The organism is Ruminococcoides intestinale, from assembly GCF_040095935.1.
GTDB lineage: Bacteria > Bacillota > Clostridia > Oscillospirales > Acutalibacteraceae > Ruminococcoides > Ruminococcoides intestinale.
Genome location: NZ_JBBMFQ010000001.1, coordinates 536,122 through 553,020 on the forward strand (window position 1 = coordinate 536,122; position 16,899 = coordinate 553,020).

Consider the following 16,899-nt stretch of genomic DNA (forward strand, 5'->3'; position numbering starts at 1 on the left):
GACCGTTTTGGATAAATATTTGGGCAAAAGACTTGACGGAAGATATGAAATCCACGAGCTTATCGGTGTCGGCGGTATGGCAAATGTTTACCGTTGTACCGACACAGTCGATGATCGTGAAGTTGCCGTAAAAATTCTTAAAGACGAGTATCTCAACAACGAGGAGTTTATCCGCCGTTTCAAAAATGAATCAAAAGCCATCGCAATGCTTTCACATCCGAATATCGTAAAGGTGTATGATGTAAGCTTTGGCGATATGATTCAGTATATTGTAATGGAATATATTGACGGCATTACCCTCAAAGAATATATTGATCAGCAGGGCATTATTGAGTGGAAAGACGCAATCCACCTGACTGCACAGATTCTAAAGGCTTTACAGCACGCTCACGAGTGCGGAATTGTACATCGTGATATAAAGCCGCAAAATATTATGCTGTTGCAGGACGGTACAATCAAAGTTACCGATTTCGGTATTGCAAGATTTTCCGATAAATCAACACGCACAATGACAGAACAGGCGATCGGCTCTGTTCACTACATTGCCCCTGAACAGGCAAGAGGTGACGCAACTGACGGAAAAACGGACATTTATTCTGTCGGTGTAATGCTCTATGAAATGCTTACGGGAAAGCTTCCGTTTGACGGTGACAGCGCCGTTACAATTGCGCTTATGCAGTTGCAGTCAACACCGAAGCATCCTCGTGAAATCAATCCGGGAATCCCGATAGGTCTTGAGCAGATTACTATGAAGGCAATGGAAAAGCTTCCGTCCGACAGATACACTTCTGCCGCAGAAATGCTTTCTGATATCGAAAGATTCAGACTTAATCCGTCAATCGTTTTTGATTACGGCAACAAGTCTTTTGTTGATAATCAGCCCACAAAGTTTGTTCACTCTCTGCGTGGCAGCGGGGTAAGAAATAAAATTGACAACGAGGCAACCAAAGTAGTTGATATGCCGCAGGACGATGTTGTTGTTAAAGAAGAACAGTTTGCCGATGAGGATTTTGTAAAGGAACATAAGCCGTCATACTATGCAGTAAAGGGTATTGTAATTGCAGCTGTTGCAGTATGTGCAATTTTCTTTGCGCTTGCAATGTTCAGAGGCTGCTCAACCTCACAGGCTAAGGATGTTGAAGTTCCCGATTATGTCGGCAAATCCTTTGTTTCAATAAAAGAAAATAACCCGAATGATTTCAAGTTTGAGGTTAAGAGTGAATATGATGAGTCAAAGGAAATGGGCGTAATTCTTGATCAAGAGCCTAAGGGCGGTTCAATGAAGGTTAAGTCAGGCTCAACAATCACAGTAACCGTAAACGGAACGGACACAGAGGTTTCTGTTCCTTATGTAACCAATTACAGCGAAAAAGAGGCTTCTCAGGCTCTCAAGGAAAAGAATCTTATTCCTGAAATTGTCTATGTAGAAAACACTAAAACACCAAAGGGCTACACAATTGAGTGCTTCCCGAAAGCAGGTGTAAAAACTACAATCGGTTCAACGGTATATGTATATATTGCAAGCGGTGAGAGAACCAAACAGGTTACACTCCCGTCGGTTGACGGACTTACGCTTTCCGAAGCAAAGCAGACTCTTGTTGATCTCGGACTTACCGTTGAAACAGTTCAGGATGATGAAAGCAAAGAACCAAAGGATACAGTCCTCGGTATGTCGCCTCTCCAGTACGGCAAGGTTGACGCAGGCTCTGTTGTAACCCTGACTGTAAGCTCGGGACTCGGTGACGAAAACACGGTTAATATCTTCGTTGACCTTCCGTCGGATGTTGAAGATTCAGTCGATATGACTGTAATTGTTGACGGTGCAGTTGATTCCCGTAATTCAAAGACGCTTGTTCCGAAATATAACAAGACCTATACTCTTGAACTCAAGGGCTCAGGCACTTCAACTGTAGTAATTCAGCTTGACGGTCAGGCGTACAGAGAGTATTCGGTTGACTTTGCATCGGCAGCGGTAACCACTACGGCGTCACATGATTATGTCCGTGCGACAACCGCTCCTCCCGAAACCGAACCGTCGACACAGTATTACACAGATCCGTATGTAGCGCCTGACACGACCGTTCAGCCGGTTACAGATGATCCTGAACTTTAATCGGTGAAGTATGGATACTAAAAGCGGAATTTTAATGAAATCAATCGGCGGATTTTACTATGTCCGTGCCGATGGCAAGGATTACGAATGTAAGGCAAGGGGGAGCTTTCGCAAAAGCGGAAACTCTCCCGTAGCGGGGGACAGGGTAAATATATCTGTTCCGAATGACGGTTTTTGTGCGATAGAAGAAATTCTTCCACGCAAAAACAAGCTCCGCAGACCTGCTCTTGCAAATCTTGATATTCTTCTTCTCGTGTGTTCAACTGTTGAACCGTTGCCGAATTTTACGATTATTGACAAAATGACTGCGGCGGCGGTAAACAATAATATGGAACCCGTAATTGTCGTTACAAAAAATGATCTGGAAAACGGAGATAAGATTGCCGATATCTACAGACACGCAGGTTTTGAGGTTTTTCTCTGTTCGGAAGATGATTCTTCACAAACCGAAGAACTCAAAAGCTATCTGTCCGGCAAGGTTTCAGCCTTTATCGGTAACAGCGGTGTCGGCAAGTCCACATTGCTCAATAAGCTTTTTCCTTCGCTTTCTCTTGAAACAGGGCAGACAAGCAAAAAACTCGGCAGAGGAAGACATACAACAAGAGTTGTTGAACTGTTTGAACTTGACGGTTGTTTTGTGGCTGACACACCCGGATTTTCAACCGTTGATCTTCAGCGTTACGAAATGATTGACAAAAGCCGGCTGCAATATTGCTTTCCTGAATTTGAAAAATATTTAGGGGACTGTATGTTTACTTCATGTTCGCATACCTGTGAAAAAGGCTGCAGGATTCTTGAGGCGCTCTCTGACGGTGAAATTGAAGAAACCCGTCACCGCAGTTATGTTCAGATGTATAACGAGGTCAAGGACATTAAATCATGGCAGATAAAGGAGTAATTATGCGTTGTGTGATTATTGCAGGCTCGCCTGACACAAATTCGGATTTTTTGTCCGAGGTTATAAAACCTGATGACTATGTGATATGTGCCGACAGAGGCTGCAATTTTGCAAAACAGGCAGGCATTACTCCGAACCTTGTTGTAGGAGATTTTGATTCCGAGCCTGATGTACTGTTTCCAAACTGCGAAACTGTCCGCCTTATTCCCGAAAAGGATGATACCGACACAATGCACTCTGTTGACCTTGCACTTGAAAAAAGGTTTGACGAAATAGCAATTCTCGGTGCATTGGGCGGTCGCTTTGACCACAGCTTTGCAAATGTGGCGGTTCTCTCTTATATCCACGAACACGGAAGTAAGGGCGTTCTCCTTTCTGAAAAAGAGAAAATAGAATTTCTCCCCGTAGGCCATTATGAATATAAAAACTTTAAAGGCAAAACATTTTCGCTTTTCCCTTTCGGATGTCCGAGTGTCTGCGTAAGCTATTCGGGAACAAAGTATCCTCTTGAAAAATACTGTGTTTCGAGCAGCGTTACTCTGGGTGTTTCAAATGTATTCACTTCCGATATGACAACAATTGACATATATGACGGAAATGCAATACTTATAATTAATTTGATAGACTGTTAAAATTACAGCTTGACATTGTTTGCAAATGTATCTTGTATATGCCAAAAGCAGTGTCAACATTATATGGGGGTATAGCTCAGCTGGGAGAGTGTCTGACTGGCAGTCAGAAGGTCACGGGTTCGAGCCCCGTTATCTCCACCACATTTTTTATACAACAATATTTGCAAAGAATTTGCTTTCTAAGGCTTTGCAATAACAAAATTGTAACTATATTAACACCTTTAAGTCTTGAAAAGAAATATGTTTTTATGGTATAATTCTTTTCAGACAAAATTTGAAATTGATACTTATTTGGAGTTGAGTAATAATATGTCATTGTGTATGGGATGCATGCAGGAAATAGGTGACAACAAGATTTGTCCGTCCTGCGGATTTGATACAACTGAAAAACAGCAAGCTCCTTTTTTACCGTACGGAACAATTCTTCAGAACCGCTATATCGTAGGCGCGGGAATTGATACCAACGGCGAAAGCACACGCTATATAAGCCACGACAAGCAGACAGGTGACATTGTAATCATCTGCGAATTTCTTCCTATCGGACTTTTTTCTCGTGAAGAAGGAACTGCCGAGGTCAGAATAAATTATGAAAACCGCCTTGTATATAATAAACTCAAGGACGATTTTCTTAACTATTACAGGATTCTTTCAGAACTCCGTGAGCTTTCCGCTCTTATGAATGTTCACAACATTTTTGAAGAAAATAACACAGTTTATGTTGTTGAGGAAAACGAGGATCTTATTCCTTTTGAGGAGTATGTTGAACGCAGTAACGGTCATCTTGAATGGGATATTGCCCGTCCGCTTTTTATGCCTGTAATTTCTGCGCTTGAGGCTCTTCACAAGAGAGGTGTCGGTCACTATGCTATCGCACCTAAGAATATGTATATCACAGCATCGGGTAAAATTAAGATTTCAGGCTTTGCATCGGAAAATGAGCGTAAAAGAGGCACGCCTCTCAAATCTCAGCTTTTTTCAGGCGCTGCGGCTCCCGAACAGTATGACGACAATTTTCCTCTTGACGATATTACGGATATCTACGGATTTTGTGCAACCCTTTTCTATGCCCTCACAGGTCATATGCCAAAGAGTGCGGTAGAACGCCGTAAGGACAGCCGACTTCTTATGAGTACAACAACTGTAAAGAGACTTCCTCCGCATGTTGTTTCGGCTCTTGCTAACGGTTTGCAGGTTGAGCGTGAAAACCGTATTACAGATTTTGACGAGCTTCGTTCACAGCTTTCCGTTGCTCATACAGCAAAGGCAATTCAGGACGAAATTTCAAGAACAGCAAGCATGAACCTCACAAAGTCAGAGCGTACACGCAAGACTTCAAACGGTATGTCACACGCTTCAATTATTATTATTGCGGCTGCTATCACGGTTCTTGTTCTCGGTATTGCCGGTGTGTTCTGGCTTATGCAGAATCCGCTTGCCGGAATGTTCTCAAATAATACTGATGCGAGTGTAAGCTCAACTCAAAGCACAGAGTGGACAGGTGCTACTGTTCCTAACTATATCGGAATGACATATGAAGAGGCTGTTAAGAGTGTTGACAGCAACAGCAGTATCACAATCTACAGAACTTTTAACGATGAGTACAGCGATGATTATGCAGAAGGTAAGATTATGTCACAGACTCCTGCTGCAGGTTCCAAAATTACTCAGGAAGATTCTGTAGTAGTGAGTGTTTGCGTAAGCAAGGGGTCACAGATGAGGACTCTGCCGAAGGTTGAGGGTGAAAAACTTGATACCGTTGCATCCGACATTGCCGCTCAGGGACTTCTTGCAACAGCAGAATATGAGTACAGTGACAAGGTTGCTGAGGGAAGGGTAATCCGCTACAAAGAACATGTTGAGGGGGATACTCTCGAATACGGTTCAACGGTAGTTCTTGTTGTCAGCAAGGGCAAGAAACAGACAAGTTCTCAATCATCAAACTGATAAAATTAATAACAATGTTTAAGACGGACTTTTTGCAGTCCGTCTTTTTTATTGATATAAAACAGTTATAGTTACTGATTATCTTAAATTACTCGATAAAATTGAGATTGGAAAAAATTTCAGAAAACTGTCACAAAATAAAGGTCAAAAATAGTCAAATTTCTCTTGACTTTTCTTGAAAATGGTATAAAATATAATTAGCACTCAGGGAACAAGAGTGCTAATTAATTAAAAGCAATTTAAAATTTTTACAGGAGGCTGTATTTATGACAATCAAACCATTACTCGACAGAGTCGTTTTAAAAGTTGAAGAGGCTGAAGAGAAAACAAAGAGCGGTATCATTCTTTCATCTGCTGCTCAGGAAAAGCCACAGTTCGCATCAGTTGTTGCTGTTGGCCCCGGCGGTGTTGTTGACGGCAAGGAAGTAAAGATGTATGTCAGCGTAGGCGATAAGGTAATCGCAAGTAAATATGCAGGCACACAGGTAAAGATTGACGGCGAAGAATACACAATCGTAAACCAGTCGGATATACTCGCAACTCTTGAATAATTAACTAAATATACGGAGGTAATTTACAATGGCTAAACAAATCGCATACGGCGAAGATGCAAGAAAAGCTTTAATGAAAGGTATCGACCAGCTCGCTGATACCGTTAAAATCACACTCGGACCTAAAGGCAGAAATGTTGTTCTTGATAAGAAGTTCGGTGCTCCGCTCATCACAAATGACGGTGTAACAATTGCAAAGGAAATTGAACTTGAAGATCCTTTTGAAAATATGGGCGCTCAGCTTGTAAAGGAAGTTTCTATCAAGACTAACGATATCGCAGGCGACGGTACAACAACTGCCACACTTCTTGCTCAGGCTCTCATCAGAGAGGGTATGAAGAATGTAACTGCAGGCGCTAACCCAATGGTACTTAAAAAGGGTATTGCAGACGCTGTAAATGTTGCAGTTGAGGCTGTAAAGAAGAACAGCAAGCAGGTATCCGGTACAGACGATATCGCAAGAGTTGCAACAGTTTCATCACAGGATGAATTCATCGGCAAGCTTATTGCCGAGGCTATGGAAAAGGTTACAACAGACGGTGTTATCACAGTTGAGGAATCAAAGACAGCCGAAACATACAGCGAGGTTGTTGAGGGTATGATGTTTGACAGAGGTTACATCGCTCCTTATATGGTAACAGATACAGATAAGATGGTTGCAGAGCTTGACAATCCGCTTATTCTTATCACAGATAAGAAGATTTCTACTACACAGGAAATTCTCCCACTTCTTGAGCAGATTGTTCAGATGGGTAAGAAGCTCCTTATCATTGCCGAAGATGTTGAAGGCGAGGCTCTTACAACTCTCGTACTTAACAAACTCAGAGGTACATTCACTTGTGTTGCCGTAAAGGCTCCGGGCTTTGGTGACAGAAGAAAAGAAATGCTTCAGGATATCGCAACACTCACAGGCGGTACAGTAATCACATCTGACCTTGGTTTTGAACTCAAGGATACAACAGTTGATCAGCTCGGTACTGCCCGTCAGGTTAAGATTGAAAAGGAAAACACAATAATCGTTGACGGCTCAGGTGACAAGGAAGCTATCAAGGGCAGAGTTGCTCAGATCAGACAGCAGATTGAAACAACAACATCTGACTTTGACCGTGAAAAACTTCAGGAGCGTCTTGCAAAGCTCGCAGGCGGCGTAGCAGTTATCAAGGTTGGTGCCGCAACAGAAGTTGAAATGAAAGAAAAGAAGCTCCGTATTGAGGATGCTCTTGCCGCTACAAAGGCTGCTGTTGAAGAGGGTATCGTAGCAGGCGGCGGTATCGCTTGCATGAACGCTATTCCGGCTGTTGCAGAGTTCGTTGACACTCTCGAGGGTGACGCTAAGACAGGTGCTAAGATTGTTCTTAAAGCACTTGAAGAACCGCTCCGTCAGATTGTTGCTAACGCAGGTCTTGAGGGCAGCGTAATCTGCGATAATGTTAAGAAGGCTAACAAGGTTGGCTATGGCTTCAACGCTCTTACAGAGGAATACACAGATATGGTTTCGGCAGGTATCGTTGACCCAACAAAGGTTACTCGTTCAGCTCTCCAGAACGCAAGCTCTGTTGCAGCAATGGTTCTTACAACAGAATCACTTGTTACAGACATCAAAGAGCCTGCTGCTCCGGCAGCTCCAGCAGCACCTGATATGGGCGGAATGTACTAATCCCGTAAGCTGTAATATTATAGATAATTTTTACCGCAGACTCAAAAGGTCTGCGGTAATTTTATGCTCAAATCCTTTTTCTTGCTTTTTGTCGAAAGGTATATTATAATTTAAGTATGTACGAAAAAATTTCACACGGAAAACAGGTGATTTTATGAAGATAAAAGAAGATTTTGTTCTGCGAAAGGTTGCAGATTCGTATGTTGTAGTTCCCGTAAATAAGCTGACGCTTGATTTTAACGGAATTATCAACCTCAATGAAACGGGTGCATTCCTTTTTGAAAAGCTCCAAAACGATTGCGAAAAGGCTGATTTGCTCAAAGCAATGCTTGATGAGTATGAAGTGAGCGAAGAAAAGGCGAGTGCCGATATTGATACATTTATTCAAAAGCTAAGAGAGGCTGATGTTCTTGAATAAAGAAGTAGGTCTTGATGATGTAATGCAGATTATAGCCGAAAAGCTTGAGGCCGGAGGATCGGTTACTTTCAATCCGAAGGGAACAAGTATGCTCCCAATGCTCCGAGACGGTGACGATACGGTTGTTTTATCAAAACCGAAGGGCAGACTTCATCTTTTTGACTTGCCTTTATACAGACGAAAAGACGGCTCGTATGTATTGCACCGTGTCGTCAATTTCGGAAGTGACGGCAGTTATACTATGTGCGGTGACAATCAGTTTGCCGTTGAAAAAGGTATTACCGATGATGATGTAATCGGAGTGGTAACAGCCTTTTACAGAAAGGGCAAGCCCTACACGGTTGACTCAATGAAGTACAGAGCATACCTTGAATTTATGTTCTATTCAAAACCGCTAAGAAAGGTTATTGCTTCAACTGTGTCAAGAAGTAAAAATGCATTCTCAAAGCTTAAAACGAAAAAAGGGAAAAAATGAGGAAACATCTTAACGATAACGAAAAAATTGAATTTAAGTATCTGCTTGAGCTTGTTTCATCGTCTGTAAACGGAACAGTACCTCCGATTCCTTACGAGGGAATAAAATGGCAGTCGATAAAAATGCTTGCAAACTATTGCAGTGTTGAATCGCTTGTTGCCAATGCGGTTTTGTCGCTCGACAAAAAGTATGTTTCGCCCGAAGTATATGAAAAATTCAAACAGAATTTGTCGGTTGAAATGCTGATTGACGGAAATCTCTCATATGAAACCGAGAAAATTCTCAAGGCTTTTGATGAAAACAAAATCAAGAATATTCCCTTAAAGGGCTATTTTATGAAAAAGGAATATCCTCGTTCCGACTTTCGTTCCGTGTCCGATGTAGATATCCTTTTTGACAGAAAACAGGCTGATTCGGTCAAAAAAGTATTTTCCGAACTCGGATACACTTTTCTGAATGAAGATGACAACCAGTATCATTTTGAAAAAAAACCGATGATGAACATTGAAATGCATGCAACTCTTGTCCATGAAAACGAGGAATCTTATCCGTTGCTTGTTAATCAGCTTGACCGTTCAACAAAGCGTGACGGCTACAGCTATTCATATGAAATGAACCATGAGGACTTTTATATCTATATGCTTGTTCATAACTCGAATCATTTCAGAATCGGCGGAATGGGAGCAAGAATGGTGCTTGACAGCTATGTTTTCTTGAAAAATCATCAATCTGAGCTTGATTATGACTATCTTAATGTGATGCTTGAAAAAATCGGTATTGCAAAGTATGAAAAGCGTGTTCGTGAGATTGCGTTCAACTGGTTTGCAAAGCCACAGGCTGAACTTAAATTTGATGATATCGAAGAATATATTCTGCTCAGCGGTACACTCGGCAGGGTAGATGTCGGCACGATGATAAATTCTCACAAGACAATTACCGAGAATAACAAATCAAAGTTCTCATATCTTGTGTCCTCTATATTTCCACCAAAATCCGAAATGCAGTATAAGTATCCATATGTAAAAAGAACACCGTTCCTTTTACCGATTTCATGGTGTCATATGTGGGGAAAAAGGCTTTTTGTAGACAGAAATATCAATTTTAAATCGGGTATCAAAAACCGTATGTCATACACGGATGAAGATGTAAATTTGTACAAGTCCCTTTTGGATGAAATGGGTTTTGACGGTATTGGAATAAATAATTTCGGAAATTGAATATGCAAATCAACCTCCCGACAGTTTTTGCTGTCGGGATTTTTGTATAATAAAGGTAAATTTGAAAATAATATTTTAAGATATTATTTTTGAGGTGATACCTAAATGGTCAGAATTATTACCGATTCAGCCGCCGATTTTGAACATTCAGAAAGTGAAAAATTCGGAATTTCTACAGTTCCGTTAGCTGTGTATATTGACGGAAAAGAATATAAGGATGATTTTTTACATTCAAAGGAACGCTTTTACAGGCTTGCAAAGCTGTCGAAAACTTTGCCGAAAACCTCTCAACCCTCGCCGTATGTCTACGAATGTGCTTTGAAAAAGGCGAGAGATAACGGCGAATCGGTTGTGGTGATAACTGTTTCTTCGGCATTGAGCGGTTCATATCAGAGTGCAGTTCTTGCAAGAGATTTGCTCGGATATGAGGGGTGTTATGTGATAGACAGCAAATCTGCTTCGGCAGGTCAGAAGCTTCTTGTAAACGAGGCACTTCGCCTGCGTGACAACGGGTTTACAGCAAAAGAAATTGCCGAACATCTTCTGAGGTTCAGAAGCAGAATTATGGTATATGCCTGTATTGACGATATGAAGTACCTTTATGGGGGTGGCAGACATACAAATGCCGCCGCATTACTCGGCTCAACAGGAAGAATAAAACCCGTAATCAGCATTACGGGTTCGGGCAGTGTAGCCTTTGAGGCGAAAACAATCGGAATGCGCCACGGTATGAATCATATGCTGATGTCGCTGAAAAAGCTTGGCATAGATCAAAATTATCCGCTGTATATAATGCACACAAACGCAAAAAATCAGGCATTGTATTTATCAAAGCTCATAATATCAAAAGGAATTCCTTTTGTTGAGGGCAGTATTGTCAGCGTGGGTTCTGTTGTCGGCAGTCATATAGGAGAGGGCAGTACGGGTATTGCATTTGTCAAAAAAGAGCAAAGGAAAAGCGGACATGATTAACTGTCCGCTTCAATCATTTTATCAGGCTTTTTCGCTTTCTTTACTGTCGGGAATTTCTTTCAGTTTTCCGACAAATTCTTTGATTTTTGTATATTTGCCGTTAAGAATACACTCGAATGCAAAAGACGCAGTAGGAATCATAAGAATTATGTAAGTCAGCACATACTGCGACTTGCCTTCAAATAAGAGGTGATATCCGAACGCTCCCAGAATAACAAGAGGGAGAAGTACGGTTTCAATATTTGTCTTTCTGTTAATGAACAAGAAGTAAATTCCTGCCGCGAACGCAATGAAAAGAATCTGCATATAGAAGTTGAAGTACAGTTCAAAGAACTGTCCGATACTGCCGTCATACATTCCGTTGCCGATCCAATTAAGCTCGTTTGTATGAGACTTGACCTTGCTAACCCATATGCTTTCGTATGTCGGCTCATTCCATTGGCTGATAATTTTCTTCGAGAAGAAGTCAATCATATAGTTTGTGTTTTTACCGAAGTAATTCATTCTTGATTTTATATTGGTCCAAGCCTGTGCATTTGCGGCTTTTGCGTCAAGACCTGCGTTTTTATAATCGTTGAGGGCAATTCCGTTGTACCAACCGGGAGCCATATATGAATCGTTAATGCCCATATCAAGGTACATAGCCTGTGAAACACCGCTTGAAAGCTTCACTCCCGAACGGTTCTCATAGCTCATGATAACAAGGTTGCTTGTTCCGACAACAGCAATGCAAATTGCAAGTGCAAACGCAATGCTCTGCCACTTCTTAGCCTTAATTGTGTGAATAATCAGCATAACAACAAACGCAACAAGATAAATCAGGTTGTTGTATTTTGCAAGTGTTGAAATAACGAGAAGTACGGCACACGGAATGAGGAGCAGGTACTTGTTTGTTTGAAAATACTTGATGAGGAAGTATGATGCCCAGATTGCAAAGCACATTCCGATGATGTTGCCGTAAACGAATGTGCAGAAAAGTACGGGCTGAAAACAGCCGGCAAGCAGTAGAATTGTAATAAATTCAACCGAACGCTTTTTGAAAAGAAGTCTTGTGATATTTACAATACCTATATAAGCGGCGGCTGTACACATTACATTGAATACCTGAATCGGCATTGTACTGTCCGTACCGAAAATTCTGTAAAAAATTTCGCTGATGAAAACAAAGCCAAGCTGGAACGGATAGAAGTTGTAGTAAGAATATCCGCTGTAAAAATCGCTGTTGTAAAAACCGCTGTTATTGTTGAATGACGAATAGTTGCCCTTAGCCGCCTGTGACGCTGTTTCATAGATGTTGTAGCTGTCAGCTGCGGGAACAGAGGTTACCGAGAATATCCAGACAAGTCCCACAATCATAACGAATGCCGCAAGACCTATATGCATATATTTCAGATTGACCTTTGCAAAAAAGTCACAATGCTTTTTCATTTTGAATATAAAAACGGTAAACAGGGAAGTGAACAGGATGTTCAGCGCAATGTTATCCGTCTGATACAAAATTATTTCACTGCCGTAATTTGCCGAATCAAACACGCTTGTCTGCACAAAGCTCATAATTGCTATGTATGCAAATGCTATGAATACAAACAGACAAAGAATGTTTACAATAACATACTCGACTGTATTCTGCTTTTTAACTGAAGTAACCGTTTTTCCAGTCTGTTTAGGTTTATTTGAATTGTTCTTAGCTTTAGTATTACCCATATTATATGTACCTGCCCGATTAAAATTCTTTCTTGACAGAACGCATAAACAGAGTTCCGAGTGCCTCTTTGATATCTGTTCCGTCGAATAAAACCTTGTATACAGACTCAACAATCGGAAGGTCAACACCATATTCCTGACCGAGCTTGTATAACGCTTTTGATGTCATAACACCCTCGGCAAGCTTTGTAAATCTGTCTCCCTTTGCAAAGCTTTCACCGTACATTCTGTTGTGACTCCATTTTGAAAACAAGGTAGCCTCATAGTCGCCGAGATGACAAAGACCGTAAGCGCTCATCTCATTGCCTCCGAGTGCCTTAATGAGTCTTGCAATCTCTCGTGTGCCTCTTGCCATTAACGCACCTTTTAGTGAGGTGTAGTTAAGTCCGTCAAGCATACCTGCGGCGATGCCGATAACATTCTTTGCGGCAGCACCGATTTCACTGCCGATAAGATCCGTTCCAAGGTAAAATCTGATAAGGTCGCTTGTGAATTCATTTACAAGCTTTTCCTTAATATCGTGATTATTGCTGTCAATAACCATACAGTTCGGAATACCTCTTACATAATCCTGGGGATGTCCCGGACCTACCCAAACTGCAACGGGTGTCTTGCTTTCGTCAACAAATTCACCGACGACCTCACTGAGCCTTTTGCCTGTAGTTGCCTCAACACCCTTCATGCAGAGGACAATTGTCTTGCCGTCAAGATTGTACTTTGAAATATCTGCAAAATACGAACGCAGATACTGCGATGAAATCGAAATTATAATAACCTCGGCTCTTTCAATCGCATATTCAAGATCCGAAGAAACCTCAATTGACTTTGGAAAGGTGAGATAGTCGTTTTTGTGTGTTTCTTTAAGCTGTATAAATTCGGGTGCGTCGGCAAGTCCGCAGCTTAAAACATTGTGACCGATTTTGTCGAGATACCAGGCAATGCAGCTGCCCCAGCGTCCGCAACCTAAAACGGAAATATTCATATTATTACTACTCCTGTTTATATATTATTTATATTTTTTATAGCTTTAATAACAATAAAAAACCCGCCCGACCGTATGATTTTTGCAATAACCTGCCTACTTGAGTGACAGGTGGGTGCCCGCCCTTGAACTTCAGGCTCCCTTCTTCCGAGAAAACGGGAGGTCTGCACACCGTTCAATGGAGCTAAGCTCCCGATTTAAATGTTGTAGGGTTATTTTAAAATCATTCGCGTATCGGGCAGGAATTCAAACTTATTAATCTTTAGTCCTGCAATACTATTTATATGCAGAAAAATGAACTGTTAGTCATCTTCATCATAAAATTCTTCATTGTAACGCTCTTCAAAAACAGCGGCAATTTTGTCGAGCTTGTCATCATCCTCAATTTCGGCAAGCTCTTCTTCGCCGTCAATTTCGGTAACTTCAAAAATATAATATTCTCCCGAATCATTTACAGCATCCTCGGGATTTTCAAAGAACGGGTAGAGTACATAAAACTTGCCCTCATCGTTTTCAATGATATCAAGAATTTCAAATTCTATTTCTTTACCGTCATCACCGATAAGGGTAATGAGGTCGGGTGTATATTCGTTAGCCATTCCAGAACCTCCGGTTTTTAAGAAATTTGGGTTTGCTTTTTTCACCGTAATTATTTTACAATTTTTTGAGCGTTTAGTCAAGATGTTTAACACTTTTGGTTGAAATAATTAAAAAGTATTAAAAAATTTGAAAAAGTGATAAAAAAGTGTTGACAATGATTAAAAGGTATGGTATAGTATAAACACGATAAATCATATATCAATATTAATTAACTAACAACTTCCTTTCTATGTGCTTGATTACTCCATAAAATTACCTAAAAACCGACGGCTGCATACCGTCGGTTTTTACGTTGTGTTAAATTTTCTTTTATTGTAAACTTTTTGTAAGACAAATAGCCTTGAAAAATGATTTTAAAAGATATATAATGCTTTTGATAATGGATTAGTGTGGGAAAATAAGGAAAAATCAACTTTTATCGCATAAATCCGTTCCACCGTATGTTCAATATACACACAGAATGGAGTTTTTTATTTAATGAAATCATTTCAAAAGCTTCCGCCGCAGTTTCAGTGTGCCGAAGTAAAAGAATACTATGACATTCTCTGCAAAAAACAGGGAAGTTTTGTTTTTAAGCGAATTCTTGATATTTTTGCTTCTGTTATTCTTCTTGTGTTTCTCATCATTCCGATTGCTATTATTGCGATTTTAGTTAAAACCGACTCAAAAGGTCCTGTGTTTTACAGACAGGAAAGGGTTACAACCTACGGAAAGAAGTTCAGGATTCTTAAATTTCGTACAATGGTAACGGGAGCCGACAGGCTCGGAACACTTGTCACAACCGACAGCGACTCCCGAGTTACAAAAACAGGAAGAATTTTGCGAAAATATCGTCTTGACGAGCTGCCACAGATTTTCAATGTTCTTTCGGGCAGTATGTCAATAGTCGGAACCCGTCCGGAGGTTCAGCATTATGTAGATATGTACGAACCCGAATATCTTGCAACACTCCTTATGCCTGCCGGAATAACCTCGTTGGCGTCAATTATGTATAAGGATGAAGAAAAGCTGTTGAAAGGCGAGATAGATGTTGACAGGGTTTATGTTGAAAAAATTCTTCCCGAAAAAATGAAATTCAATCTTTCATATGTCAAAAATTTCAGCTTTGGTTCCGATATAAAGCTGATGTTCAAAACCGTAAAAGAAGTTTTCAGCTGATTTCGTTTTGATTGGAGTATTCAGATGACCGATTTTAAACAAAAGCTCAGAGGATTTTTTTCCGATTCATCGCTTTTTAGAAGAATCTACATTATAGATTTGTTTTTTACAAACATTGCGTTTCTCCAGATTCCTGCGTATGTACTTCTTGTTTTTCTCTTTATATGGGGTGTATGCCTTTCGGTATATAATCAAAGACATAATAATACTTTTTTTAAACTGCGCTTCGGAATATGGATCGGAGCATTTCTTGCCGTAACGGTATTGTCGATGCTCATCAATTTTTCACAGACATTTCTTTTCAGCCTTCTTATGCTTCTGCACGTTGTAATGTGTTTTTTTCTTTTTTACGGAATGCATACAGAGCCTGAATTTGATTACAGAATAGAGCTTTATCACATTGCAAAATTCATAATATACGCAACCACGGTAATGAACATAATCGGCATAACCTGCCTTATGTTCGGCTTTAAATTTGAATGGTACTGGATTAAATTTACAGTTTACGAAAACAGGTTCACCGGTTGTTATGTCAACCCGAATCTGCTCGGCTTCATAGCTGTGGTGTCGATTTTCTGTTGCCATATACTTTCAAAAGGGCATTTTATGCGCAGAATTGCCGAAAAAATTCCTGAACCCGGCATCAGTAAGATATGGATTGTAGCCTGTCTTTCCACAAATGCGTTTTCGCTCATTCTGTGCGATTCAAACGCCTCACTTGTGCTTGCTCTCGGATATGCAATTGTTTATATAGTTTATATGTTCTTTGCCGACAAGGCGGGACTTTCACCTTCAAAAATTATTTTGAAAATTACAGCGCTGTTTCTTGTGGGAGTTTTCCTTACAGGCTCTGCCTTGATGTTCAGAACGATTTGTCAGGAAGGCTTTTCCGTTGTTGTATCAAAGACAACCTCTGTTGTTGATTTGCTTTTAGGCAAAACCGAAAGCGAACTTGCGCAGGAAGAACTGACTCCCGAACAGAGAGAACAGCTTGAAAAGGATAAAATCACCTTTTCACACGAAAACAAAAACATTGACAGCGGAAGAAAGAAGCTTTGGCTTGAATCAATCAATCTTTTCAAACTGTCGCCGATTATCGGAATTTCCAACGGAAATATTGTTCTTTACAGTGCCGAATATTCAAACGGTGCTTTGGAATATTCGTATCACAAAAGTGATTTGCATAACGGCTTTCTTACAATTCTTGTTTCAACGGGTATAATCGGTTTTGTTCTTTTCGGAATTTTCGGTTTTCGATTTGCAAAACACTCCGCACAGCACCTGTTTTTGCAGAAAAAAACATATCGTGATGATGTTTATCCCTGTCTGTTTGCTTTTCTTTTCGCATATTTGATTTTTGCCTGTTTTGAAAAGGCATTGCTTTATGACATATCGTTTATGGTGGTGTGGTTCTGGCTGATTATGGGATATATGAGTTGCTACATCACAAAGTTTGAACCGACGCTTGAAAGTCAGTATCTTTTTCACGGAAAAAGACTTAGACGGGTAACAAGAACAATGCTCTGATGCTTGTATAATCGGAAAATTTGATGTATAATAACCGTAGAAGCGTTTTGT

At 40.5% G+C, this 16,899-nt stretch carries 15 protein-coding genes, 1 tRNA gene and 1 other RNA gene; 13 read left to right on the plus strand and 4 right to left on the minus strand.

Annotation, left to right across the window (positions count from 1 at the left end; all coding sequences use genetic code 11):
- Positions 1 to 7: 7 nt before the first annotated feature.
- The 11 genes from pknB (at position 8) to WMO31_RS02640 (ending at position 10,877) form a co-directional block, all read left to right on the plus strand.
- Positions 8 to 2,113 (plus strand): Stk1 family PASTA domain-containing Ser/Thr kinase, encoded by a 2,106-nt coding sequence (gene pknB / locus WMO31_RS02590; protein ID WP_367999145.1) that lies wholly within the window; start codon positions 8 to 10, stop codon positions 2,111 to 2,113.
- Between the two features lie 10 nt (positions 2,114 to 2,123).
- Positions 2,124 to 3,011 (plus strand): ribosome small subunit-dependent GTPase A, encoded by an 888-nt coding sequence (gene rsgA / locus WMO31_RS02595; RefSeq protein WP_303807467.1) that lies wholly within the window; start codon positions 2,124 to 2,126, stop codon positions 3,009 to 3,011.
- Positions 2,993 to 3,643: a thiamine diphosphokinase gene (locus WMO31_RS02600; RefSeq protein ID WP_117847350.1), complete on the plus strand. Its 651-nt coding sequence runs from the start codon at positions 2,993 to 2,995 to the stop codon at positions 3,641 to 3,643. The genes rsgA and WMO31_RS02600 overlap by 19 nt, the downstream gene beginning before the upstream one ends.
- Before the next feature lie 65 nt (positions 3,644 to 3,708).
- Positions 3,709 to 3,784, plus strand: a tRNA-Ala gene (locus tag WMO31_RS02605).
- A 189-nt stretch (positions 3,785 to 3,973) separates the two neighbouring features.
- On the plus strand, positions 3,974 to 5,587 hold the full coding sequence (locus WMO31_RS02610; RefSeq protein ID WP_303807466.1) for a PASTA domain-containing protein: 1,614 nt from the start codon (positions 3,974 to 3,976) through the stop codon (positions 5,585 to 5,587).
- 266 nt (positions 5,588 to 5,853) lie between these two features.
- On the plus strand, positions 5,854 to 6,138 hold the full coding sequence (locus WMO31_RS02615) for a co-chaperone GroES (RefSeq protein WP_015523751.1): 285 nt from the start codon (positions 5,854 to 5,856) through the stop codon (positions 6,136 to 6,138).
- Positions 6,139 to 6,166: 28 nt separating this feature from the next.
- Positions 6,167 to 7,795 (plus strand): chaperonin GroEL, encoded by a 1,629-nt coding sequence (gene groL, locus WMO31_RS02620; protein ID WP_367999146.1) that lies wholly within the window; start codon positions 6,167 to 6,169, stop codon positions 7,793 to 7,795.
- Positions 7,796 to 7,949: 154 nt separating this feature from the next.
- Positions 7,950 to 8,213, plus strand: a complete 264-nt coding sequence (locus tag WMO31_RS02625; protein ID WP_021884008.1) for a PqqD family protein — start codon at positions 7,950 to 7,952, stop codon at positions 8,211 to 8,213.
- A complete protein-coding gene (locus tag WMO31_RS02630; RefSeq protein ID WP_101106037.1) occupies positions 8,200 to 8,688 on the plus strand; it encodes a S24/S26 family peptidase in 489 nt (162 codons plus the stop codon). The genes WMO31_RS02625 and WMO31_RS02630 overlap by 14 nt, the downstream gene beginning before the upstream one ends.
- Entirely contained in the window at positions 8,685 to 9,905 is a 1,221-nt protein-coding gene (locus tag WMO31_RS02635) for a nucleotidyltransferase domain-containing protein (RefSeq protein ID WP_367999147.1), read from the plus strand. Before WMO31_RS02630 ends, WMO31_RS02635 begins: the two co-directional genes overlap by 4 nt.
- Before the next feature lie 105 nt (positions 9,906 to 10,010).
- Entirely contained in the window at positions 10,011 to 10,877 is an 867-nt protein-coding gene (locus WMO31_RS02640) for a DegV family protein (protein ID WP_294439531.1), read from the plus strand.
- Positions 10,878 to 10,898: 21 nt separating this feature from the next.
- Here WMO31_RS02640 and WMO31_RS02645 read toward each other — a convergent pair whose 3' ends face one another.
- The 4 genes from WMO31_RS02645 to WMO31_RS02660 all read right to left on the minus strand — a co-directional run bounded on the left by WMO31_RS02645 (position 10,899) and on the right by WMO31_RS02660 (position 14,162).
- Positions 10,899 to 12,581 carry a glycosyltransferase family 39 protein gene (locus tag WMO31_RS02645; protein WP_367999148.1) on the minus strand — a complete coding sequence of 561 codons (1,683 nt, stop codon included), beginning with the start codon at positions 12,579 to 12,581 and terminating at the stop codon, positions 10,899 to 10,901.
- Positions 12,582 to 12,600: 19 nt separating this feature from the next.
- Positions 12,601 to 13,563 carry an NAD(P)H-dependent glycerol-3-phosphate dehydrogenase gene (locus WMO31_RS02650; RefSeq protein ID WP_021884003.1) on the minus strand — a complete coding sequence of 321 codons (963 nt, stop codon included), beginning with the start codon at positions 13,561 to 13,563 and terminating at the stop codon, positions 12,601 to 12,603.
- 56 nt (positions 13,564 to 13,619) lie between these two features.
- Positions 13,620 to 13,811, minus strand: a non-coding RNA gene (ssrS, locus tag WMO31_RS02655) — 6S RNA.
- A 54-nt stretch (positions 13,812 to 13,865) separates the two neighbouring features.
- Entirely contained in the window at positions 13,866 to 14,162 is a 297-nt protein-coding gene (locus WMO31_RS02660; RefSeq protein ID WP_117948965.1) for a DUF1292 domain-containing protein, read from the minus strand.
- A gap of 478 nt (positions 14,163 to 14,640) precedes the next feature.
- Between WMO31_RS02660 and WMO31_RS02665 the strand changes: the two genes are divergently transcribed.
- Positions 14,641 to 15,321 carry a sugar transferase gene (locus WMO31_RS02665; RefSeq protein ID WP_117948963.1) on the plus strand — a complete coding sequence of 227 codons (681 nt, stop codon included), beginning with the start codon at positions 14,641 to 14,643 and terminating at the stop codon, positions 15,319 to 15,321.
- A gap of 24 nt (positions 15,322 to 15,345) precedes the next feature.
- Positions 15,346 to 16,848: an O-antigen ligase family protein gene (locus WMO31_RS02670; RefSeq protein WP_117948961.1), complete on the plus strand. Its 1,503-nt coding sequence runs from the start codon at positions 15,346 to 15,348 to the stop codon at positions 16,846 to 16,848.
- Positions 16,849 to 16,899 lie beyond the last annotated feature (51 nt).